24 protein-coding genes are annotated in these 22689 nt (G+C 43.8%); 19 read left to right on the forward strand and 5 right to left on the reverse strand.

The annotated features are described in order from the left end of the window. Positions 1–65: 65 nt before the first annotated feature. A complete protein-coding gene (locus A3762_RS24175) occupies positions 66–515 on the reverse strand; it encodes a DNA polymerase III subunit chi (RefSeq protein ID WP_068755526.1) in 450 nt (149 codons plus the stop codon). Then, complete coding sequence (locus A3762_RS24180; RefSeq protein ID WP_068755528.1) at positions 516–1988, reverse strand: leucyl aminopeptidase; 1473 nt, start codon at positions 1986–1988, stop codon at positions 516–518. It lies immediately after the preceding gene. A gap of 121 nt (positions 1989–2109) precedes the next feature. On the opposite strand from A3762_RS24180, the gene lptF reads away from it, so the two are divergent. The 4 genes from lptF to A3762_RS24200 all read left to right on the forward strand — a co-directional run bounded on the left by lptF (position 2110) and on the right by A3762_RS24200 (position 6298). Beyond that, on the forward strand, positions 2110–3216 hold the full coding sequence (lptF, locus tag A3762_RS24185; RefSeq protein ID WP_231878914.1) for an LPS export ABC transporter permease LptF: 1107 nt from the start codon (positions 2110–2112) through the stop codon (positions 3214–3216). After that, positions 3213–4274, forward strand: coding sequence for an LPS export ABC transporter permease LptG (lptG, locus tag A3762_RS24190; protein WP_068479429.1), 1062 nt, complete (start codon positions 3213–3215; stop codon positions 4272–4274). The genes lptF and lptG overlap by 4 nt, the downstream gene beginning before the upstream one ends. 132 nt (positions 4275–4406) lie before the next feature. Beyond that, positions 4407–5633, forward strand: a complete 1227-nt coding sequence (locus A3762_RS24195) for a DUF6160 family protein (protein ID WP_068758019.1) — start codon at positions 4407–4409, stop codon at positions 5631–5633. 62 nt (positions 5634–5695) lie between these two features. Beyond that, a complete protein-coding gene (locus A3762_RS24200; RefSeq protein WP_068758022.1) occupies positions 5696–6298 on the forward strand; it encodes a MarC family protein in 603 nt (200 codons plus the stop codon). Here the strand turns inward: A3762_RS24200 and A3762_RS24205 are convergent. From A3762_RS24205 to A3762_RS24215, 3 genes are read right to left on the reverse strand one after another with little or no spacing between them, the layout of a single operon-like run. After that, entirely contained in the window at positions 6273–7112 is an 840-nt protein-coding gene (locus A3762_RS24205) for a sterol desaturase family protein (protein ID WP_082869336.1), read from the reverse strand. The genes A3762_RS24200 and A3762_RS24205 overlap by 26 nt on opposite strands. After that, positions 7112–8221, reverse strand: coding sequence for an acyl-CoA desaturase (locus A3762_RS24210; RefSeq protein WP_068758024.1), 1110 nt, complete (start codon positions 8219–8221; stop codon positions 7112–7114). The genes A3762_RS24205 and A3762_RS24210 overlap by 1 nt, the downstream gene beginning before the upstream one ends. Then, positions 8218–9300 carry a flavin reductase family protein gene (locus A3762_RS24215; RefSeq protein ID WP_068758025.1) on the reverse strand — a complete coding sequence of 361 codons (1083 nt, stop codon included), beginning with the start codon at positions 9298–9300 and terminating at the stop codon, positions 8218–8220. The genes A3762_RS24210 and A3762_RS24215 overlap by 4 nt, the downstream gene beginning before the upstream one ends. Positions 9301–9401: 101 nt before the next feature. Here A3762_RS24215 and A3762_RS24220 point away from each other — a divergent pair, with 101 nt between their 5' ends. The 15 genes from A3762_RS24220 to A3762_RS24290 form a co-directional block, all read left to right on the forward strand. Beyond that, the gene (locus A3762_RS24220) at positions 9402–9932 is read left to right on the forward strand and encodes a cytochrome b (protein WP_068479440.1); all 531 of its coding nucleotides are present in this window, start codon (positions 9402–9404) and stop codon (positions 9930–9932) included. A gap of 33 nt (positions 9933–9965) precedes the next feature. Continuing rightward, positions 9966–10532, forward strand: a complete 567-nt coding sequence (locus A3762_RS24225) for a YceI family protein (protein WP_082869339.1) — start codon at positions 9966–9968, stop codon at positions 10530–10532. 2 nt (positions 10533–10534) lie between these two features. Then, on the forward strand, positions 10535–10813 hold the full coding sequence (locus tag A3762_RS24230; RefSeq protein ID WP_068479143.1) for a hypothetical protein: 279 nt from the start codon (positions 10535–10537) through the stop codon (positions 10811–10813). Between the two features lie 202 nt (positions 10814–11015). Further along, entirely contained in the window at positions 11016–12458 is a 1443-nt protein-coding gene (locus A3762_RS24235) for a sigma-54 dependent transcriptional regulator (protein WP_068479140.1), read from the forward strand. A gap of 204 nt (positions 12459–12662) precedes the next feature. Continuing rightward, on the forward strand, positions 12663–13940 hold the full coding sequence (locus tag A3762_RS24240) for an ATP-binding protein (protein ID WP_068758029.1): 1278 nt from the start codon (positions 12663–12665) through the stop codon (positions 13938–13940). Continuing rightward, positions 13937–15406, forward strand: coding sequence for a sigma-54 dependent transcriptional regulator (locus A3762_RS24245; RefSeq protein ID WP_068758030.1), 1470 nt, complete (start codon positions 13937–13939; stop codon positions 15404–15406). The genes A3762_RS24240 and A3762_RS24245 overlap by 4 nt, the downstream gene beginning before the upstream one ends. A 209-nt stretch (positions 15407–15615) precedes the next feature. Further along, complete coding sequence (gene fliE / locus A3762_RS24250) at positions 15616–15990, forward strand: flagellar hook-basal body complex protein FliE (protein ID WP_068757827.1); 375 nt, start codon at positions 15616–15618, stop codon at positions 15988–15990. Positions 15991–16024: 34 nt separating this feature from the next. Beyond that, positions 16025–17740, forward strand: a complete 1716-nt coding sequence (fliF, locus tag A3762_RS24255) for a flagellar basal-body MS-ring/collar protein FliF (protein WP_068758045.1) — start codon at positions 16025–16027, stop codon at positions 17738–17740. Next, positions 17733–18755, forward strand: a complete 1023-nt coding sequence (fliG, locus tag A3762_RS24260; protein WP_068758033.1) for a flagellar motor switch protein FliG — start codon at positions 17733–17735, stop codon at positions 18753–18755. Before fliF ends, fliG begins: the two co-directional genes overlap by 8 nt. An 8-nt stretch (positions 18756–18763) precedes the next feature. Further along, the gene (locus A3762_RS24265; protein ID WP_068758035.1) at positions 18764–19600 is read left to right on the forward strand and encodes a FliH/SctL family protein; all 837 of its coding nucleotides are present in this window, start codon (positions 18764–18766) and stop codon (positions 19598–19600) included. Next, positions 19593–20948: a flagellar protein export ATPase FliI gene (gene fliI / locus A3762_RS24270; protein WP_082869337.1), complete on the forward strand. Its 1356-nt coding sequence runs from the start codon at positions 19593–19595 to the stop codon at positions 20946–20948. The genes A3762_RS24265 and fliI overlap by 8 nt, the downstream gene beginning before the upstream one ends. 5 nt (positions 20949–20953) lie before the next feature. Beyond that, on the forward strand, positions 20954–21397 hold the full coding sequence (gene fliJ / locus A3762_RS24275) for a flagellar export protein FliJ (RefSeq protein WP_068758036.1): 444 nt from the start codon (positions 20954–20956) through the stop codon (positions 21395–21397). A 175-nt stretch (positions 21398–21572) separates the two neighbouring features. Beyond that, on the forward strand, positions 21573–21848 hold the full coding sequence (locus A3762_RS24280; protein ID WP_068758039.1) for a lipid asymmetry maintenance protein MlaB: 276 nt from the start codon (positions 21573–21575) through the stop codon (positions 21846–21848). A gap of 65 nt (positions 21849–21913) precedes the next feature. Continuing rightward, complete coding sequence (locus tag A3762_RS24285) at positions 21914–22276, forward strand: response regulator (protein ID WP_068758041.1); 363 nt, start codon at positions 21914–21916, stop codon at positions 22274–22276. 29 nt (positions 22277–22305) lie between these two features. After that, on the forward strand, positions 22306–22689 hold a 384-nt coding region (locus tag A3762_RS24290; protein WP_197469559.1), incomplete at its 3' end, for an Hpt domain-containing protein.

Below are 22689 nucleotides of genomic sequence, written 5' to 3' on the forward strand. Positions count from 1 at the left end.
GCGTTGATTTTAGAAAGAGGCGCATTATATATCTGCGGGGGCAAACAAGGTAGTTATGTTCCCAATTAACGACGTAAGTCGTGCGTATTTATGTCTTCGCCGTTAGATTTAAGTTGCTTGAACAAGGCTCGTGCAGATTCCAGTTGCTTCTGGTCATTACGAACTATGAACATTCGTCGTTTCATCTGAGGTTCTTCGGCTAGCTTGGTCGGGCCAAGGTATACGCAAATGTTAGTGTCTGTGGCTTTGAATGAAGGATCATTCGCGCCCTGCGATGACGCAATAGCTATGGGGTAACTTGGGCTTGGGGATACTGATTGCTGATGCGGAAGAAAAGAGCTATCTCGATAAGACCAGAGCAGCTCGTCAAGACTTTTAGCATCGATGTCGCTTTCACACACAAATAATATAGTTTGATTTGCTGCGATGGCTTTTTCAGCGATCCGACAAGCTATGCTTGCCAGATCACTAAATGCATTCCCTTTGGAAATATAAATGTCGGTTTGTTTGTGCATTTATTTTGCGTGATTCATTAAGTAATTCAGTAGCAAAGGAACCGGTCGGCCTGTTGCGCCCTTGTTGGCGCCGGAAGTCCATGCAGTTCCAGCAATGTCTAGGTGTGCCCATGTGTATTTTTTGGCGAATTTAGACAAGAAGCAAGCGGCTGTGATACTGCCAGCGCCTTTTCCTCCAATATTTTGCATGTCGGCAAATGGGCTGTCTAATTGCTTATGGTATTCATCCCAGATTGGCAGTTGCCAAGCTTTATCATTTGCTTCTTGGCCACACTGTAATAGCGTTTCAGCGAACTCATCATTATTGCTCATTACGGCGCTAGTAGAGTGGCCAAGTGCAATAATGCATGCGCCCGTCAGCGTCGCAATATCAATAACTGATTTGGGTTTGAATTTCTCAACGTAGGTGAGTGCATCACAAAGAACGAGTCGTCCTTCTGCGTCCGTATTAAGAATTTCAACAGTTTGACCTGATGCGGTTGTAACGATATCTCCCGGCTTTGATGCGTTGCCCGCAGGCATATTCTCTGCAGCGGCGATTACGCCGATAATATTCTTTTTTGGAGCAAGTTCGGCTATTGCGCGCATTGTACCGAGCACGCTGGCTGCGCCGCACATGTCATACTTCATCTCGTCCATTGCTTGGCCAGGTTTTAAGCTGATACCGCCCGTGTCGAACGTAATGCCTTTACCAACCAGTACGTGAGGCGCAGATTTAGCTGCGCCGCCTTTGTATTCTAAAACAATCAGCTTTCCTGGCTCAGTACTGCCTTTGCTCACCGATAAGAATGCACCCATATTGAGCTTTTCCATATCTTTTTCTTCAAGAACTTTGCAGGACAAAGAGTTGAATTCTTTCGCCATTTCTTTTGCAACTTTTGCGAGGTAGCTTGGTGTCGCGACATTTCCGGGCTCATTTCCTAGGTCACGTGTGAGCGCCATACCAATTGATTTGGCTTGAGAATAACCAAGGGCTTTTTTGACTCCATTTTGTTCTTTTTTATCGCAAACAAAGGTGAGCTGTGTTGGTGTTGGTTTCTTTGATTTTTCAGATTTGTATGTTTCGAAGCGATAGCTTGCACTAGCGATTGAAGAGCTAAATGCCTCTGCAGCTTCAGCGGTGTGTTCCGCAAGGTCAGAGATGCCAAGGGTAATAGTCTTTGGCGTATGTGCGAGGATATCTTTAGTTGCTGATGCCGCTGCTTTTAATATTGACGCTTTATTAAGGGCTTTTTGCTCGCCCAGCCCAACAATAATTATTTGCTTCGAATTTGCGTCAAGAGAAGTGATTGTAATTGATGAGCCAAGCTCACTTTTGAAACCAAGGTTTTTGATAGATTTGCTTAAGCTTTGGTTAGTGGCTGTATCTAGGTCACTCGCTTGTTGCCCTAATGCCGATTTCTGGAAGCTAAATATGCAAGTAATATCGCTTTTAATTTCACTTAACTTGCGGATTGACGCGTTGTATTTCATTATTCCCACCTAAATTTCTTATTTCTAACTCTAGTTTAAGAGACGAATTACGCTTTGACTATTCGATTGTGCTGACTAGCTTTTAGAGTAGTACGTAAAGCGATATTTCTCGGGGTTTTCTTTGATTATTTTTTCATATTTGGCGAGACAAGTGTTGGGATCAATGCTTGCGGTCACATTTATCCTTTTGCTCATTTTTATGAGTGGCCGTTTTATTAAGTATTTATCGCAAGCTGCCGTCGGGAATATTTCTGCTGATATTCTGTTTTTAGTCATGGCATTTCGCTTGCCAGGTTTTTTAGAGTTGATTCTTCCTCTAGGGCTTTTTATGGGAATCCTCTTGGCGTACGGACGTATGTACATGGAAAGTGAGATGACTGTCCTGCATGCCTGTGGTTACAGCCAAAATAAGTTGCTTGCTTCGACTTGGGTAATCTCTGGCTTTGTTGCATTGAGTGTTGGTCTATTAACTTTGTACGTGTCGCCTGCGGGCATGGCCAAGGTAGAAAAGTTGTTTGCTGAACAAGCAAGTAAAACAGCGTTCGAGTTGCTTGTTCCGGGGCGCTTTCAGAATCTGAATATCGGAAATCGTATTACTTATGCGGGAGCATTGAGTGATGATAAGCAGACAATGTTTGATGTATTTATCGCCGAGTCTTCTGAGGATGATGCCGAGCGGCTCAACATATTGTATGCAGAAAAGGGTGTTCAGAGCGTAGATGCTGAAACCGGAGATCGATATCTTGTGCTTCACAACGGTAAACAATATCAAGGGGCTCCAGGTAATCACGACTATAGAGAGTTGTCGTTTGATACCTATGGAGTTCTTATCGCATCGCAGAGTAGCGAGCTTCGCAGAGTTAAGGAGGAAGCAATTCCGACACAAGCTCTGATTAGATCTGAGTCGAATGAGTATAGGTCTATTTTATATTGGCGTATATCGCTCGTTATCTTGATTCCAGTGGTGACGATGATTGCTGTTGCGGTGTGCAAAGTTAACCCTAGACAAGGCAGGTATCTCCATTTGGTGCCGGCGATGCTGCTTTATATTCTTTATTTAGGTTTACTTATACTTGCTAAGAAAAAAGGTGGGGAGGGCGATCTAGATCCGCTAATCGCATTTGGTGTTGTTCACATCATGTTTATATGCGCGGCAATAGCATTATTTTATCGAGAACGTTTGAGCGTTCTAGTAAGAGATAAATTTGGTCATGGTGGCGCCTCATGAAGCTAATTGATCGATATGTAGCGCAGGCTGTGATGACATCGACCTTGGTCGTTATGTTTGTCGTCCTCAGCCTAGATGTGGTGTTTGGATTTATTGCTGAGACCGAAGATATAAAAAATGACTACCAACTTTTAGATGTTGCTTTATACATTCTTTTGACCCTTCCCAGACGAATTTATGATTACCTTCCTCTTGGTGCATTCATGGGATGCCTAATAGGGTTGGGGGCTTTGGCAAAGAATAGTGAACTGACTGTTGTTCGAGCTGCAGGAGTTTCGCTGGCCCGCATTATTGGTTCGGCAATTAAACCAGTGCTTTTATTAATTATTTTTGGCGCTCTTTTAGGTGAGTTTGTTGCTCCGACTACTGAGAAATTAGCGCAGAGTGATAAAGCGCTCAAACAAGGGGCTCAATCAAGCATCGTCTACGGACAAGGGCTTTGGCATAAAGAAGGTGATGCGTTTATCCATATCAATGCCGTTGAACCAAATGGCGCGTTGCATGGTGTATCCATAAATACTTATGACGACGATAAAAGACTCATCATGAGTGAGTTTGCGGCCAAGGCTTTGTTTCACGAGCGTCAATGGAGTCTATTGGATGTAAAGAGGAGTTATTTTGGAGAGAGCAACATTACTGTCGCCCAAGAAGATGTTTCTTCTTGGGAAACTGAATTGACCCCAGAGTTGCTGAGTATACTAATCGTTAAGCCAGACAACTTGTCTATGAGTGGCTTGTTTTCTTATGCAAAGTATTTAAATGAGCAAGACTTAGATGGAGGGGTGTATGTCCTGTCGTTTTGGAAAAAAGCGCTCCAGCCGCTAACGACATTGTCTTTGGTTTTAGTTGCGATTTCTTTTGTATTTGGGCCGTTAAGAAGTGTCGCTATGGGGACTAGAGTCTTTGTCGGCCTAATCGTTGGTCTGACTTTTAAGTATGTTCAAGATTTGTTAGGACCTGCGAGTATGGTATTCGGATTTGAGCCGATCGTAGCAACGGTTCTACCAATACTGGCGTGCGTTACTTTCGGTGTGCTAATGATTAAGAGAGCAAGCTAGATCGATTAAAAAAACGCGCATTGAAAAATTTTGTGAATTAAGTTAGTCTAACGAGCAATAATAAATAAAAGTTACTTGCTCGAAAGTATGTGTTGTATTTCGAGGGAACAAAGTTCTGCTCGGAGATAAGTAATGAACACGTTTAAAAGGCTCAGTTTAGTTGTTGCAATTGGTGCAATTTCTAATGGGGCAAACGCTGAGTTCATAAAGTTAGAAGATCAAGATTTGCAAAACGTTACTGGTCAAGCTGGATTGACTATTGACGTCGAAGCACGCTATGAGATTGGCGAGTTTGCGTACAAAGACGCTGGTTTTCTATTACTGCAAGGCATTCGAATGGGTGGGCATGATTTGCATGACCCTTCCTCCTCTCAATACTTCATGGACAATCTTCGTTTAGAGATTGATGTTGCTGGCGATGGATCAACCCCTGGTGACAATGTTCTAGACTATGGTTTTTCTAAGATGCGTGACTACGCAGCGCTATATGCGATTTCAGGTAATGTTGACCAAAGGTTTACTGACGTAGCATTTGGTTACGATTCTAAGAGAGATCTTGCGATCGACGATAAGAAAACCTACCAGGACGGCGACTTAGTTATACATTTCGATATCACAGATCCTTGGCAGGTAGAAGGTGGGCAAGCTGCATTTTTAACTAGCGACCGTTATGAAACCGATGACTATGAGACTTTTGAGTTGATGACGGAGCACGCGGTTGATTTTGCGTTTGAAATTGATGCAATAGGGTTGGCACGGAGCGATTATGAAATAGGAAGCGCAGGGCTTGATATTGACTCAAATCATTCAACTGGACTGCACGAAGGCGAAGATGGTACGACCACTCTCATCAGTAATCTCAAAATGAAGGGATATCTCGGCCCTGAGGACCTCCATATTTCTAATAACGGCAATGGCTTTGGGGCTGAAGACCTGAATGGTGATGGTGATATCGATTCATTTGAGGCTTCTCAGAGTTCTGGTGTTGGAGATGCCAACTCTAAAATTACTTGGAGCGCATACTTTATGATTACCGATATGGAGTTGTATATTGATATAGCGGGTGTTCAAATCGAGGGTATGGCGATTCACAATAAGCGCGGTGACTTAAGCGGGCTAGACGGGACTTCTTCGTTTTATTTTGCTCACTCAATCCGAGAGATATACGCTGTAAAGGAGTCGGTCTTGAAAATGCGTAACGATACCGTTGATTTTGTTGATGGTATTGCTCTTAATACCAGTTTCAAAGGCGATATGGATATTAAGGCCTTATCCTTTGGCGATACAGGGACCTCTATTGGTGAGCTATATTGGACGGATATTGAATCTCATACGCGTTGGACAATTTCAGCACACTAGAAATATCTAGACTACTATTTAAACCCGCTTCGAGCGGGTTTTTTGTTTTTAGGACTTTTATTTTGGACATTCTTGTATTTCTTAATGCATTAACAGCATTAGTTGTGATCATCGACCCCATAGGTGTTGCTTTGATTTTTAACGCTTTGGTAGAGGGAAAGTCTGAAAGAGAAAGGGTGAGGGTCGCCTTTAAGGCAATCGTAATTAGTATGCTACTTTTGATTCTCTTTGCTCTGTACGGGCAAGAATTGTTAGGTCAGCTAGGTATTAATATTCAATCGTTGCGAATAGCTGGTGGATTACTATTGTTTTACACCGCTTTTAATATGATAACTCAGGACGTCGATTTTGCGAGTCTTGACGGACGAGGGGATATCGCTGTGTTTCCAATGTCTGTTCCCTTAATAGCTGGGCCAGGGTCTCTGACAATGGTCGTTTTGCTGTATTCGGGAGCCAGTACTCTAGATGCTAAGTTAGCGGTGTTTAGTGCAGTTATAGTCGTAGGATGCATCTCATTTATTTCATTATGCTTGGCTAGCCCAGTCAAAAAATTAATAGGTCGGACTGGTGATGAGGTGCTAAGAAGGTTTCTCGGCGTATTGCTTGCGGCACTTGCTATTCAGTTTATAGCAGACGGAATTATTGCGTTTTCTGCAATGATTTAGTTGGAATGAACGGTTGCTTTAACAGGCGATAAAAACCTTTGCTATTTTCATTAGTCATTTCATTTGAACCTATTGAGTAGTGCCGTCCGAGTGAACTTTCGGACTTATAGGTGCCAAATAATCTATCCCAAAACACGACACTAAATCCAAAATTTTGGTCGTGATCTGCATGATGAATGCTGTGGTGTACTCGATGAATACTGGGCGTAATTAATATTTTTCGCAGTACGTTTTCAGTTCTTGGTGTAAAGCGAATATTTGAATGATTGAATAATGCGAAAGCGTTGAGAGCTATTTCGAATATGACAATAGCTGCGAAGGGAATACCGAATACTAGGACGACGGTCGATTTTATTAGGGTTGATAGAAGCAGTTCAAAAGGGTGGAACCTAAGTGCGCTGCTTGCGTTTAAAGATGGATCGCTATGATGAACTCGATGTAGTTTCCATAGAAGAGGCACTCTGTGGAAAACTCTGTGCTGCCAGTAAATAATAAAATCCAAAATGATTACCGACACAATAACAATTATGGCAAGTTGGTTATTGTTGTCGCTGATTAGATAAAAAATGCCTATCTGCCAACTTTCATTCAGCAGAGCGATGTTGGCAGCCAGCACAACGGGGGCTATTTGAAGGGCAAGGCTCGTTAATCCTGTTAAGGATATGTTTTCGACAAAATGTCTTGGGTTATTTTTACCAGATTGACGTGCGGGGATTAGATGTTCAATAAGAGACAAAGACATAAGACATAATCCAAAAACGGATAGTCTTATGATGCTCTGATATTGTTCAATAACGCTTGAAAGCACTTCCATTAGTTATGTATAGATTTCACCTGGCTCGTAACTGATGTTGGGAATGAATATTTGACGATGCGCTTGAATACGCCCCAATACTGCCTCCCGAAGCTACCGGTATTGTATGGAATTCCGTGTTCTCTGCAAATTTCTTGCACTTTAGGAGCCATTTCTTGGTATCTAGGTGCTGGAATATCAGGGAACAGGTGGTGTTCAACCTGATAGCTTAAATGGCCAGTGAGGATATGGAAAAGTTTAGAGCCTTCAATATTGGATGAGCCTAGAATCTGGCGATAATACCATTGGCCTTTTGATTCGTTTTTGGTCGATTCCTCATCGAATGTTTGTGCTTCTTCGGTGAAATGGCCACAGAATATGATAGTCGCGGTCCATAGGTTGCGTAAAATATTTGCGATAATCGCGCAACATAATACTGGCAATGCGACAGGCCAGAATATGAGCGGAAAGAGGATATAGTCTTTGAGGATTTGCTTCCCGGCTTTCTTAAAAAATGCATTTCTTAAATCAAGTCTTGATATTGGGAGTTTACTGTTTTCTTTTTTCTTTCCAATGAATATGCGTTCACCTGCTAGCTCGTGATACGCAACGCCCCATTCAAACAGTAGGCTTAGGTTTAAATAGGTTATGATCTGATAAAGGTTTTTGGGGCGCCATTTCAAATTATCGCTCAGGCGCAAAAGACCGTAACCAAAGTCTCTGTCCTTGCCGATGATATTTGTATAAGTATGGTGCTCATAATTGTGGTACCTACGCCATGAATCGCTATCTCCAGCGTTATCCCAGTCGAATCGTTTAGAGTTTGTAATCGGATCGTGCATCCAGTCATATTGACCGTGCATTATGTTGTGCCCGATTTCCATGTTGTCGAGAATCTTTGAGAGAGCTAAGCCAAGCACAGATAAAGTCGCTATCGACCACATTAGATAGGCATCAAAAAATAAGAATGCACATGCAATTCCAATACGGCTGACAATATCGAGCAACCTCTGAAAACCAATAAGTTTCCGAATATAGTTGGCGTCTTCGGTCCCGACTTTTTTAAATGTTTGTTCTCTTAATTCTTCAAACTGCTTATCTAAAACATCAAATTGGATTTGTTGTGTCATTCGACTCTCTCCTGAATCTCTATCTCCAAATCGCTTTCTGCAAAGCTGCAACAAATTTGTATTTTTTCTCCGTGCTCTCGATGAGTTTGATCCGTTAATACGTTTTTCACCGATCCGCTTAATAAAGTTGCCGAGCATTGGTGGCACGCTCCTGCCCGACATCCAAAAACGGGTTTGTGGCCAGCGCTTTCGAGTGAATCTAATATGGGCTCATTGCCAATGCTGGTTGCCGTTGCGTTTTTATTCACTGTGATTGTATGTTCAGATGTGCTGCCAGAAATCTTAGGTATAACGAAGGTCTCGGAGTATATTGATGGAAGCGTTTGATTAAGCTTTTTGGCGCGTTGCTGAAGTAAATTTCCGGCAGTCTGTATGAAGCCAATTGGTCCGCAGATATAAGCATCCGAAACGGATTTTTCCGATAGCGCGTGCTCCAAGTGTTTGTCGCTAATTCTGTTATTAATCTCAGTGTCGATTATTTTCAGATCTAAACCATTCTCTGCTAACAAGCGTAATGATTTAGTTGCTGGGGATTGTACATTCCCTCTCTGGTACCATATTGCTTTATGTTTTGTTAATTCTTCTCTTGGTAATGATTTCAGCATTGAAAGGATTGGCGAGATTCCGCTGCCAGCGGCAAGGAATAACTGCATCGCCGATGATGAGTTATCGCTGATAACGAAGCTTCCTTGAGCTTTCGCAATATTAATCATATCTCCGGCTTTTAATTCGTCAGCGATAAAACTCGTAACCGTACCATCTGGAATTTTCTTGATGTAGAACTCGACAACTTTATTTTCATATAAGTCTTTAGGTGTTGAAGCAGCACTGAAGGTTCTTGTGAGAAATCGACCATTTATCTCAAACGAAAGCTGGAAGTGTTGACCCGGTTTGAAAGCCAATTTTTCTATGTGGCTGACCTTTAGGCGAAGGGATATGCATTCGTCGTCTAACGTTTCACAGAAAAGTACTTTTGCTGGAGCAAGCTTTCGCTTGTAGTTAGGAGATAGCAGTTGCCTGATTGGGGTAAGGTAATGCGCTAGTTGTTCGGTTTGTTTTGGCGAAAATGTTCTTAACATATCAAATCGACTTTAATTGCTAACATTTGTTAGCTTAAATATTATCGATTCTAATATTTCATGTCTAGCTTATACTTACTATTTTTATCTTGGAGCGTCTAATGGAACGTTGGGCATTAGCAAATGTATGTCTGCATTGGATCATCGCTAGTCTTTTGATAGCACTATTCTTTCTAGGCGATTACATGGTCGCGCTGGATTATTATGATCCTTGGTATCAGTCAGCGCCTTTCTGGCATAAGTCATTTGGCTTGTTGGTAGTCGTCTTAATGTTGGCAAGAGTTGCTGCGCGAATTTACTGGACTCGTCCTAAGCGCATTGAACCTTCTAAGTTCGAGATGGTGGTAACACGTCTTGTGCATGTTTTCTTTTATGTTGCCGTGCTCGCTATTTGCTTGTCGGGCTACTTGATATCGACAGCGGACGGACGTCCTGTTAGTTTCTTTGGACTGATTGATGTTGTGTCGTTAGGCGAGTTTGTACCTAACCAGGAAGACGTCGCTGGGTTGTGGCATGAGCGTATTGTTGATGCAGTTCTAATTGTTGCGATCATCCATGCCGTTGCAGCATTGAAGCATCACTTTGTAAATCGAGATTCAGTCCTAAAGCGTATGCTTTGGATCAAGTCCTAACATCTGAATAAGAGGAAGATTATGGTTAAAATAATGAAAGCAAGTGCAGTTGCGTTGCTACTTTCATTGAATAGTATCGCAGTAAATGCCGCGGACTATGTCATTGACACAAAGGGCGCACATGCCTTTATTCAGTTCCGTGTGATGCATCTCGGCTACAGCTGGTTATACGGTCGCTTTAATGAATTTTCAGGTGATTTTTCGTTCGACCCAGAAAAACCTGACGCTTCAAACATTATGGTAGACATTAACGTTGATAGTATCGATTCGAACCACGCTGAACGAGACAAGCACTTGCGAGGTAGCAAGTTTCTTGATGTGGCGCAGTTTCCTACTGCTAAGTTTGTGAGCACTCGGGTCGAAATGGCAAATGCTGAAAGTGGCACCTTATATGGCAACTTAAGCCTTAAAGATGTAACAAAAGAAGTTGCGATTGAGTTTGATGTTGTGGGCATGGGGGCTGATCCTTGGGGCGGACAACGAGTAGGTTTCGAGGGAAAAACTAAGTTTCGTATGAAAGATTTCAATATCATGCGTGATCTTGGGCCACTGTCTCAGGACGTAGAGATGATTCTCTCTGTTGAAGGTATTAAAAAATAACAATGGTTAAGTTGGGGGCAGACTATTTAAAGAAGTTACAGCGCGAGTTTGACGATGCGATTGAGCGTCAAGACTTCGATAAGTTGATTGAACTTGATCACTCAATTCGTTCTATCCTTCAGTCAAACGCCAACGAGAATTCGACCGCTGAGCTTAAAGCACTGTTACGAATGTACGATGACTTAACTATCTCTGTAGCGAACTTACGTGAACAATTTGCGAAGGAACTTGCTGGTATGCAATCAAACAAGAAGGGCATTAAGGCTTATCGTACAAGTTAGAGCGTTCTCTTAAATCCCTTTAATTAATGAACCGACAAAAAATTGAACGTTTTTTGTCGTTTTTTTTATTTCTTATGCGTGATGACGTTTTATTGACTATTTTCAGCTTAGTGGCTTTAATTATCGTATTCGTAATTGCAAAATGCACATCCAATAACAAGCAAGGCAAATAGCTATTGCTGCATAATAAAGGCAGACCTTAATGTCGCAAGATACAAGTGTTCTGGTTATCAGTGATAACCATGGGGTTCTTCGTGATATCTCCGTAATTTTAAATTTTCTTGGCGAAACAGTTGTATCTGTTGGGCGCAATCAATGGGACTCAGATAAAGAGCAGTTGTTAGCTGTTAATAATAGCGATGATCAAATTTGCGTGGGAACAGTGTTTTTAGACGCAAGTGTTGATTCAGGTGCTGAAATCGTCGCGCAGTTAGATGAACTGAACCAAGCTGTTCCAATTCTCACGATTGGCGATGCAGGGCATTTCAATTTGGATGATGTGTTACGTAAAAAAGTCATCGCATCGCTCGAATCCTCTCTGGAATACAACCAAACCATTGATAGCTTATATCGTGCTCAGTTGTACCGAGATCAATTTGCTACGAACCGAAAGCGTGGACAGCAGCGAGAAGCTGAATTGTTTAGAAGCTTGGTCGGTACTAGTCGCCCAATTCAAGAAGTTAGAGCTCTTATGGGACAAGTGGCTGACAAAGATGTTAGCGTTTTGATCACTGGTCAGTCTGGTACGGGTAAGGAAGTAGTAGCGCGCAATTTGCACTACAACTCACATCGTCGCAATGAGCCTTTTGTTCCCGTTAACTGTGGTGCTATTCCTGCTGAGCTTCTAGAAAGCGAATTATTTGGCCATGAAAAGGGCGCATTTACTGGTGCGATAACTGCCCGTTCAGGTCGCTTTGAGCTTGCTGAGGGTGGCACGTTGTTTCTGGATGAGATCGGAGACATGCCGCTAAATATGCAGGTGAAAATTCTTCGCGTATTGCAAGAAAAAACCTACGAGCGAGTCGGTGGAACAAAAACGATTCCTACTGATGTGCGTATTATTGCAGCGACGCACAAAAATCTCGAAGAGATGATCGAAGAGGGTACATTCCGAGAAGATCTGTATTACCGACTGAATGTCTTCCCGATTGAAATGCCTGCTTTAAAGGAGCGTGAGGAAGATATTCCTTTGTTGATCAACGAACTCATTTCGCGTATGGAAACTGAGAAGCGCGGATCTATTCGTTTCAACTCCGCTGCGATTTTGAGTTTATGCCGCCATGAATGGCCGGGTAATGTTCGTGAGCTTGCTAATTTAGTTGAGCGCTTGGCGATTATGTATCCTTATGATGTGATTGGTGTTAAAGAGCTTCCACAGAAGTACCGTCATGTTGAGGTAGAGGATGAGTTCCTTGAGAGTGAGGATACTGCAACGCAGGTACAAGGTTTGGCGGGTGTTGATTCTCCAGCTTTGTTGCCGATTAACGGTATCGATCTTAAGGAATATTTGGCAAGCCTTGAAAAATCATTGATACGACAAGCGCTTGATGAGTCTTCTGGTGTTGTAGCTCGAGCTGCAGAGCGATTGAGAATTCGACGTACTACCTTGGTTGAGAAGGTTCGAAAGTACGAACTCAATGGGTAGTAGTGTCAGAAAAATGAACACAAAAAAGCCAAGTTATTAACTTGGCTTTTTTGTGTCGTAATATTGACAGTCTTACCTTGTCTACTTCATTTAAATCTCTTCAAGCTATTGAAATATATAATCTTTTATGTTTTGGCCTAACACCTGCTTTATCTGTCCCCAATAGTGTTTTGCATCCGACCTTCGAAGTAAGTGAGATAGTAAATGGGACAGTCTTATAGTAAGACTCAAGAGCGTCAGACCGAAGACCAGAAACAAATTGCGGCTCAATTAGCAGCAGTTGAACGTGTTCGTTCTGAACTTAAACAAAAAAAATCAGCGAAGCTCGTTAATCTCAGCTCATCGCAGCTCCGTCAATATCGTGAACTAGAGCAACGTGTTGTCGCACTCAAAAGCGAGCTATCTGAAGCAGAATCACACACCGCACAACAAGAAAAAGAAAAGCAAGCGCTAGAGCATCGTCACTCTGCGTTGTTAGAAGTACTGCCCGCTGGCGTCGTGGTCCTTGATGGCAAAGGCATTATACGAGAATACAATCCTGCGGCTGTTGAACTTTTAGGTGAGCCTCTTGAGGGAGAACGGTGGTTTGACGTTATTAAACGTTGTTTTGCGCCTAAGCATGACGATGGTCACGAAGTGTCCCTAAAAGATGGTCGCAAGCTTGGCATACAGACGCGTTCACTTAAGTCTGGCGACGGCCAATTAATATTACTCAACGACCTTACCGAAACGCGTGCTTTGCAAGCCCAAGTTAGTCGCACCGAAAGACTAAGTTCGTTAGGTCGAATGGTGGCCAGTTTGGCGCATCAGATTAGAACTCCTCTTTCTACGGCCATGCTATATGCGGGACATCTTAGACGACCAAAAATGAATGAAGAGATGCGTATTGAGTGTGCTGAAAAATTGCTTTCTCGTCTCACACATCTAGAGCATCAAATACGCGATATGCTTGTTTTTGCAAAAGGCGAAACTCGATTAGCCGAGCAGGTGCGCATGCAAGCATTCTTTGAGAGTTTGCAGACTGCTGCAAAGCCTTTGCTTGATAAACACATGGTCAGTTCGACTTGGTCAAATGCCTCACAGGGGCAAATACTGTGTAACCAAGAAACCTTGGTCGGCGCGTGTATCAACTTAATTAATAACAGCATTGAAGCTCACGAAAGCTCAGATGCGCGACGTCAGTTGGAAATTAATATTGACTCATTCGATGCCGATGGCCGCTTCGCTTGTATTCAAATCAACGACAACGGGCCGGGCATTCCAAACACCATTGCGCGACAGATTCATGAACCTTTTTTTACAACAAAATCACAAGGCACGGGCTTAGGCCTCGCCGTTGTTGAGGCGGTAGTAAAAGCGCACAAAGGTAAATTTTCACTGCGATCAACCGATAGTGGTGCGCAGGCGACAATCTTAATTCCACTGTTTAAACCTAAGCAAAATATTCTGAACCCAGCAATGGCTAGAGAGGTAACAAAATGAGTACTCCTAATGTTCTTATCGTCGAAGATGATCGCGAGCTTAGAGAAGCGCTTTGCACCACACTAAAACTTGCTGGTATGAAGTACTTTGAGGCCGATTGCGCAGAAAATGCTTTGATCGCCTTGGAAAAACGAAACTTTGACATTGTCGTGAGTGATGTAAATATGCCGGGCATGAGCGGTCATGAGCTATTAGCGCAGGTTAAGTCAAAGGTTCCGGGTTTACCTATGATGTTGATTACAGCATTTGGGCAGATCAAAGATGCGGTAGATGCAATGCAATCTGGCGCAGATGACTACCTAGTTAAACCATTTGAGCCGCAGACGCTGATTGATTCGATCGATAAAATAGTTGGTGCTAACAGCAATCCTGAAATTAGTGATGAGCCGGTTGCAAACGCTAAATTTACCAAAGAGTTTTTTAAGGTTGCGCGCAAGGTCGCGAAAACCGATTCGACTGTCATGATTTCCGGTGAGAGTGGAACGGGTAAGGAAGTATTGGCGCGATACATTCACGCGAATTCACCAAGAAAAAACAAGCCATTTGTCGCAATCAACTGTGCGGCGATTCCTGAAAACATGCTAGAAGCAATGTTGTTTGGCCATGAAAAAGGTGCATTCACCGGCGCTTACAACAGCTCTCCAGGTAAATTTGAACAAGCCAATGGCGGTACGTTGCTTCTTGATGAAGTGTCAGAGATGGATTTAGGGCTTCAGGCCAAGTTGCTGCGTGTATTGCAAGAACGTGAAGTAGAGCGCGTTGGTGGTAAGAAACCAATAAAACTGGATGTTCGTGTGCTTGCGACGACCAACCGTGCCTTGAAGTCATACGTCGACGAAGGGAAATTCCGAGAAGATTTGTTTTACCGTTTAAGTGTATTCCCAATGTCATGGAAACCACTTCGCGAGCGCCCAGACGATATTCTACCTATTGCTAAGCGATTGCTTGAAGTGCATGCCGCGAAAATGCGTCGAGGAAAGGTTGTACTGAACGATGAATGCAAAGCCTTGTTATTGAATTATCCTTGGCCTGGTAACGTTCGTGAACTCGACAACGCCGTACAGAGATCTTTGATCCTGGCAGAGGGCGGGGTGATAAAAGCCTCAGACTTTATTTTGGATATGCCAGGAATATCGTCATCAGACGATTATTTGAGTTCCGATAGCCACATTATGGTCGATGAGCCTCAATCAACTACTGGCGAGAATTTGACAGAGTCGATGATTAGTCAGAATACAGTGGAGCAAACGTCGCCACAAAGCTTGAACGTGGATATCGACAGCAGTGCTCTAGGCAAAGATTTAAAACTTCGTGAATATCAAATTATTATCGATACTCTCAAGGATGAAGGGGGTAAGAAGAAGCAAACCGCCGAGAAACTAGGCATCAGTCCGAGAACCTTGCGTTATAAATTAGCGCAAATGCGCGAACTTGGCATCGACATTGCTTCAGAGTTAGCAGCATAGAAAAAAGTGTCAGATTTTTGATACCGAACACTATCGCTAAGTAGTAATTTAGTTTGTCAATCTGCTGATTCGGGGCCTATTTAGGCCCCATTTTTTTGCCCGCTAGAAATGTTCAATAGTCAGTAATTGTTTTGGCCTGATTTGTGCAGTTGTCACTAACTATTACTGTTTACAACGAAAAATTGACATTCAACTAGAGGGGAGCGCTTATGTCAGGAATCAATTCAGTCACTGGCCGAGCCGATATCTCAAAAGTATTGGCAGAGATGCGTAACATCCGCGCGCAGATTCAACCTGCAGAGCAGTTAAAGCCAGAAGTCTCTCCAACTCAAATCAACCCGACTAACAAGGTTGATGAGATCCCGAAGTTTAGTGATTTGTTATCTAACGCTGTCAACTCGGTGAATGACGCACAACAGAAATCTAGCGCATTACAAACAGCTTATTCTCAAGGCGATCCAAACGTCAGCATCACTCAGGTAATGATCCAGTCTCAGAAAGCTTCAGTCGCGTTTGAGGCTGTCACACAGGTACGCAACAAAGTAGTGAAAGCGTACGAAGATATCATGAAGATGCCGGTTTAATAGGTAGGATTAGAGCAATATCATGGCAGCAAATATGAGCGAAGCAAGCGTACCAGCAACGACAGTAGGTTCAGGATCTACTGATATGCTAGCTGATCCAGCACAAAGCGACCTAATGACAGGTGTTAATCGTCTAGGTTTGTTTCGTCAAATTGGTTTGATGATTGGTTTGGCGGGCAGTGTTGCACTAGGTCTTGCGTTAGTCCTCTGGTTACAAGAGCCAAATTACCAACCCGCCATGCAAAACATCGCAGCGCAAGATATGGAAGAAGTGACGCGGGTACTAAATTTAAATGGCATAGATTTTAAAGTTGACCCTCAGAGTGGGGTGCTTCTAGTTGCGTCAGAGCAACTGTATCAAGCAAAAATAAAATTGGCCGCTGTCGGAATATCGTCTGATCAATCGATAGGTTATGAGCTACTAGATCAAGACCAAGGTTTGGGTAGTTCCCAGTTTATGGAGTCGACTCGTTTTAAGCGCGGACTAGAAGGTGAGCTTTCACGCACGATCTCTAGTTTCCGAAATATCCGACACGCACGTGTCCATCTTGCAATTCCAAAGCGTTCCGTTTTCGTTCGCGATTCACGCAAACCATCAGCCTCTGTATTAATCGAAGTTCCCGCTATGCGTGGTGTTTCAAGAGAGCAGGTTGAAGCAATCGTTAACCTCGTTGCTGGGAGTGTTCCTGAGATGATGAAGAGTGACGTGACTGTCGTAGATCAGCGAGGTAATTTGCTTTCTAAGAATAACGAAACAGAAGAAGACGCAAGAGTTTCTCGTGAATTTGAATACTCGCGCAAGATAGAGTCGGTTCTAAATAATCGAATCACAAGTATTCTTGATCCGGTACTAGGCTCTGGTCGTTTTCGTTCTGAAGTATCAGCTGACGTTGACTTTACAGAAATCGAAGAAGCAGAAGAGTTGTTCAATCCTGATATGGGTGCGGTACGCAGCGAACAGACTCTGGATGAGCAAAAAGCAAATGGTGTCGACGGTGGTATCCCAGGAGCTTTGGCTAATCAACCGCCAGTGAATGCAGAAGTGCCTGAAGAAGCGGGTGAGGGCGCTGCGCAGCCGGAACAAGCAGCACCTGTTAATTTGCGTAAGCAAGCAACACGAAATTATGAAGTCGACCGAACGGTGAGCTACACCCGTCATCAAAAGGGACGCGTTTCACGTCTGACTGTTGCAGTTGCAGTGGATGACATTCGTAACATCAACCCTGAAACAGGAGAAGTGTTGTTCCAAAAGTGGAGCGATGCAGAGCTTGAGCGTCTAACATTACTTGTACGCAACGCCGTTGGATATGATGCAACACGCGGCGACAGCGTTAACGTCGTCAACACTCCGTTTGCGCCGCAAGAGATCGAAGAATTTGTAGAACCCGAGATCTGGGAACAGGCATGGTTTTGGGAAGTTGTTTGGAAAGCCTTGGCAGTCGTTGTTGCCTTAATTGTAGTGTTCGCGATTATTCGCCCGATATTTAAAAGCCTTGTAAGTTCAGGTGCCGAAGCAAAAGAGTTAGCATTAGGTGGTATGGACGGTTCGGGTCCAACGCTAGACTCGTTTGAACGTATGGACGGCGATAACCGCGCGATGGCTGCATTAGGAACAAATGGTGAAGACTTTATGTTGCCTGGCGCATCTGAAGGTTACGATAAACAAATTAATGCGCTCAAAGGTTTAATCGCTGAAGATCCAGCACGAGTGGCACAAGTAGTGAGAACTTGGGTAAATCAAGATGGCTGATAACACAGAAGCAGCACAATTACCGACACTTCCTCGTTTAGAGGCAGCAGCAGTGCTGCTATTGAGTTTAGGTGAAGCTGATGCGGCGCAAATTCTCAAACATATGGGCCCAAAAGAAGTTCATCGTGTCGGTTCGACCATGGCTAGCTTGACCAATATTACCCAAGAGCAAGTTGAAGCCGTCCTGATTGAGTTCATCGAAGAAGTCGGTCGTCAAACTGGTATGGGCATTGGCTCAGACCAGTACATTAAGAACATGCTGAATGAGGCCTTGGGTGAAGATAAAGCCTCAGGATTAATCGATCGTATCTTAGTTGGTGGTAATACGACTGGACTCGATACCTTAAAATGGATGGAAGGGCGAGCAGTCGCTGAGCTTATCCGTTATGAACACCCTCAAATTCAAGCGATCGTTGTGTCATATCTGGAGCCCGACCAAGCGGCTGAAGTTCTTGGTATCCTCGATGAAAAAGTGCGCTTAGACGTTATGATGCGTGTCGCTTCTTTGGATTCGATTCAGCCACAGGCCCTGCAAGAATTAAACGATATTCTTGAGAAACAATTCTCGGGGAATACCGCGACAGCGACCAGTAAAATTGGTGGTGTTAAAACGGCAGCTGACATAATGAACTTTATGGAGTCTTCGATCGAAGGCGATTTGATGGACAACATCAAAGAGATCGATTCAGACCTTGGTAACGAAATCGAAGAGCTCATGTTCGTCTTCGACAACCTGAAAGATGTTGATGATCGTGGCATCCAAACACTACTCAGAGAAGTTTCTAGCGAAGTGTTGATTGTCGCACTCAAGGGTGCAGACACTGACCTACAAGAGAAAATATTCAACAACATGTCGAAACGTGCTGCAGAGCTTCTTCGCGATGATCTTGAAGCGAAAGGACCTGTTAAAGTATCGGAAGTTGAAGCATCTCAAAAAGATATCCTTACTATTGCTCGTCGTTTGGCAGACTCTGGCGAAATAGCCTTGGGTGGAAGCGGTGAGGAAATGATCTAAGTATTGGTATGAGTGAACAAAATCCACCTAAGGACGATCGTCCTGTTGAAAGCTTGAGTGCTTACGAGCGCTGGGAGCTACCTAATCTCAATTCAGGTGAAGACTATACCGATAGTGCAAAAGTAAAACCGTTGACAGCAGACGACTTGGAGGCGATCCGCGCGGAAGCCTATGCAGAGGGGCTTAAGCAAGGAAAAGCCGATGGTTACAACGCCGGCGTCGAAGAAGGGCGTACCGTTGGTATCGAACAAGGTAAGCAAGAAGGCTTAGAGCAGGGGCGTCAACAAGCTGACAGTGAGTTGCAATCGCACAAACAAGCTCTTTCAGATCAATTAATGGCCTTGCTTGATCCTATAGAAAGTCAACGCGATCAACTAGAAGACGCCTTGCTCAATACCATATTAGCCGTTGTGCGTGCTGTCATTCATACAGAAACCAAGCAGAGTACCGATGTTATTCGTTTGGCGCTCCAGAATGCGATAAATTCGCTGCCCAAGCGTGCACGCGAATTTAGTATTTCTCTTAATCCTCAAGATATTCCAATCGTACAGCCACTCATTGAAGAGATCGATAAGGAGGTCGCAGTCGTGCCATCACCACATTTGGCGAGGGGCGGCTGCTTAGTTGAGACAAGTCAGCAGGTGGTTGACTACACGATTGAAAAACGCTTCCAGCACGCTGTACAAAGCATGCTGTTGCAAGCAGCGAAATCTCAAAATTTCGAGGTCCATCAAGAATCCCCCGCGACATTAGAAAGCCATGTTGATTTCGCGAGCGAAGTGCTAGAAGACGCGCCTGACCAAGATATTTCGCAAGATGAAAATGGATTAAATCCAGATGGCTGATCTGCTATCACGCATTACCGATTTTCAGCAAGCATCGGAGAATATTGAACACTTCGAGCCTGTCATCAGTGGGCGACTTACGCGAATGATTGGCCTTACCCTTGAGGCAAAAGGTTGTAAAGCAGTCGTCGGTGACCGCTGTTTAATTCAAGGCGCCAATAACCAAGAAGTCGAAGCAGAAGTCGTCGGTTTTGACGAAGACAGCACCTATCTTATGCCGCTAAGCGTGGTGAAGGGGTTTCAACCTGGAGCCAAAGTGACTCCGCTACCCAGCGCTAATGATGTGCCCGTAGGTATGTCGTTACTTGGTCGAGTGCTCGATGGCTGTGGTAACCCTATTGATGGTAAAGGCGATTTGCTTGCCGAGAGCTATGTACCTGCTTCAGCAGATATTATTAACCCTCTAGCGCGGGCGCCAATTCGCGCGCCTTTAGATGTTGGTATAAAAGCGATCAACGCCTTGCTTTCGGTTGGCGTTGGACAACGACTCGGTTTGTTTGCCGGTAGTGGTGTTGGCAAGAGTATGTTGCTTGGAATGATGACGCGTTTTACCAACGCCGATGTTGTAGTGGTCGGGTTGATTGGTGAACGGGGACGTGAGGTAAAAGAGTTCATCGAGGATATTCTTGGCGAAGAAGGCTTAAGCCGTTCTGTTGTGGTTGCATCGCCCGCGGATGATTCGCCGCTCATGCGAATGCGAGCATCAACGTTATGTACGCGCATTGCTGAATACTATAGAGATAAAGGCCAGCGTGTGTTGCTATTAATGGATTCTCTTACTCGTTATGCCCAAGCACAACGAGAGATTGCCTTGTCCGTTGGCGAACCTCCCGCTACCAAAGGCTATCCACCTTCTGTTTTCGCAAAAATTCCGCAACTTGTTGAACGCGCAGGTAATGGCGTTGAAGGAGGCGGTTCAATTACTGCTTTTTATACCGTGTTAACAGAAGGCGATGACCAGCAAGATCCGATCGCGGATGCAACGCGTGCAATCTTAGACGGCCACATAGTTTTGTCGCGAGCATTAGCGGAAGAAGGGCATTACCCCGCAATCGATATTGAAGCTTCTATTAGTCGTGTTATGCCGCAGGTAACTGATCCACAGCACTTTAAAGATGCTCAGCGCTTTAAGCAGTTGTATGCAAAATATCAGCAAGCGAGAGATCTCATTTCTGTTGGTGCTTATGCGCAAGGCTCAGATCCATTAACCGATTTTGCGGTTTCTAGAATCGACTTAATGCGCAACTTCTTACAGCAAGGGCTCAATGAACGAGCAACGAGCGATGTCTCGATTATGCAATTAAAAAGCGTGGTCGCTCCTGACGCTGAAACAAGCGCTGAAGGCTAATTTCTGTGGCCCTTTCAAAGAAAGTAAATCGTTTGCGTTTGCTCGTAGATCTGGCAACGAAAGAGGAAGACCAAGCTAGTACCATTTTGCGTCAGGCTAGGCAGGCGCTTGATGATGCTCAACAACAATTGGATAGTTTGAAGGAGTATCGAGAATCCTACCTTGCAGGTGTTAGTAATTCCATGAAAGGAGCTTCTAACCCCTATACACTAACTAGCTACCAGCAGTTCGTCGCACAACTCGATAATGCGATTGATCAACAATCTCTTGTTGTGAACAATGTAAGTTTGCAATTTGAACAAGCAAAAAAACATTGGGTGACACTGCGAGAAAAAACCAAATCGCTTGCTCAATTGCGTGACGATACGCATCGCCAAGAACTCGCAAAGGAAGAAAAAAAGCAAGAATCGAGAATGCTCGATGATTTTATTTCGAGTAAGTATCGTTAGTATCTTGGCAGCTAGCATGAACTAACCCAATGTTGGGTTATAACCTAATTATCTAAGCCCTCCCGCCAATCCCCGTGCATTTATAAAAATTCAAACTACAGTTGAGGCATCGCAGTAATGTTGCGTGTGTTTTTATGGTCAATTTTTTGAATTTTAACGAAAGATAGGGTCAAACATGGCAGGCAACGAATTAACGCTTGAAGGTCCTGCAACTATTGCAAAGGCTGAAGCTTTGCATCACGAGATCGACACGTTGTTGTCAGAGTCCGAAACCCTCCATATCAACGCAAGCGCAGTTGAAAGAGCTGATACAGCAATTATTCAACTTTTGTCGAGTACCTGCACAACAGCAGATAACTTGAACATTCAAGTTGAGATAACAGCGTCAGATGGTTTGAGAGAATGTACCGATTTACTCGGATTTAAACAGCTTTCTGAACGCTACCAATAACGCAATTGGTTGTTGTGTCAACGATAAAGATATAAGGCGAATGGACAACTACTAGAGGTATTCGAATGGCGACAATTCTCGCAGTCGATGATTCTGCATCAATGCGGCAGATGGTGACATTTACTCTTAAGGGTGCTGGTTTCGATGTAATTGAAGCTGGAGATGGGCAAGAAGCGTTGGAAAAAGCGAAAGGTGCCAATATTGACCTCGTTTTATCAGACGTAAATATGCCAGTAATGGATGGCATTGAGCTCGTCAAGAATCTACGAACACTTCCTGATTATAAGTTCACGCCGATACTTATGTTAACGACGGAATCCGCTGGCGATAAGAAATCCGAAGGTAAAGAGGCTGGCGCCACGGGCTGGTTTGTTAAACCGTTTAATCCGGACCAGTTACTCGCGACCATCAAGAAAGTGATGGGGTAGTGTTAAGCACCATTTTCATGGGGTGAAGTATGAGCGTAGATCTCAGTCAGTTTCATCAGGTCTTCTTTGAAGAAAGTAACGAAGGCTTAGACATAATGGAGGCAGCTCTCTTAGAGCTGGACCCTGACAATCTAGATTCTGAGCGCATTGATGAAATATTTCGTGCTGCGCACTCAATTAAGGGTGGTAGTGGTACCTTTGGTTTTCAGCAAATTGCAGATTTTACACACGTCGTAGAAACGCTTCTTGATCTGATTCGATCAGATCAATTCAAAATTCTTGCAGAGCATGTTGATCTACTCCTTCGTTCAGTCGATTGCCTGCGAACAATGGTCACGCAATTGGAACAAGACGAGGAATGCGAGACCGAATTATCCAATTCACTTAAATCAGAATTTGAAGATATTTTAAAT

It is taken from the genome of Oleiphilus sp. HI0125 (genome assembly GCF_001635355.1).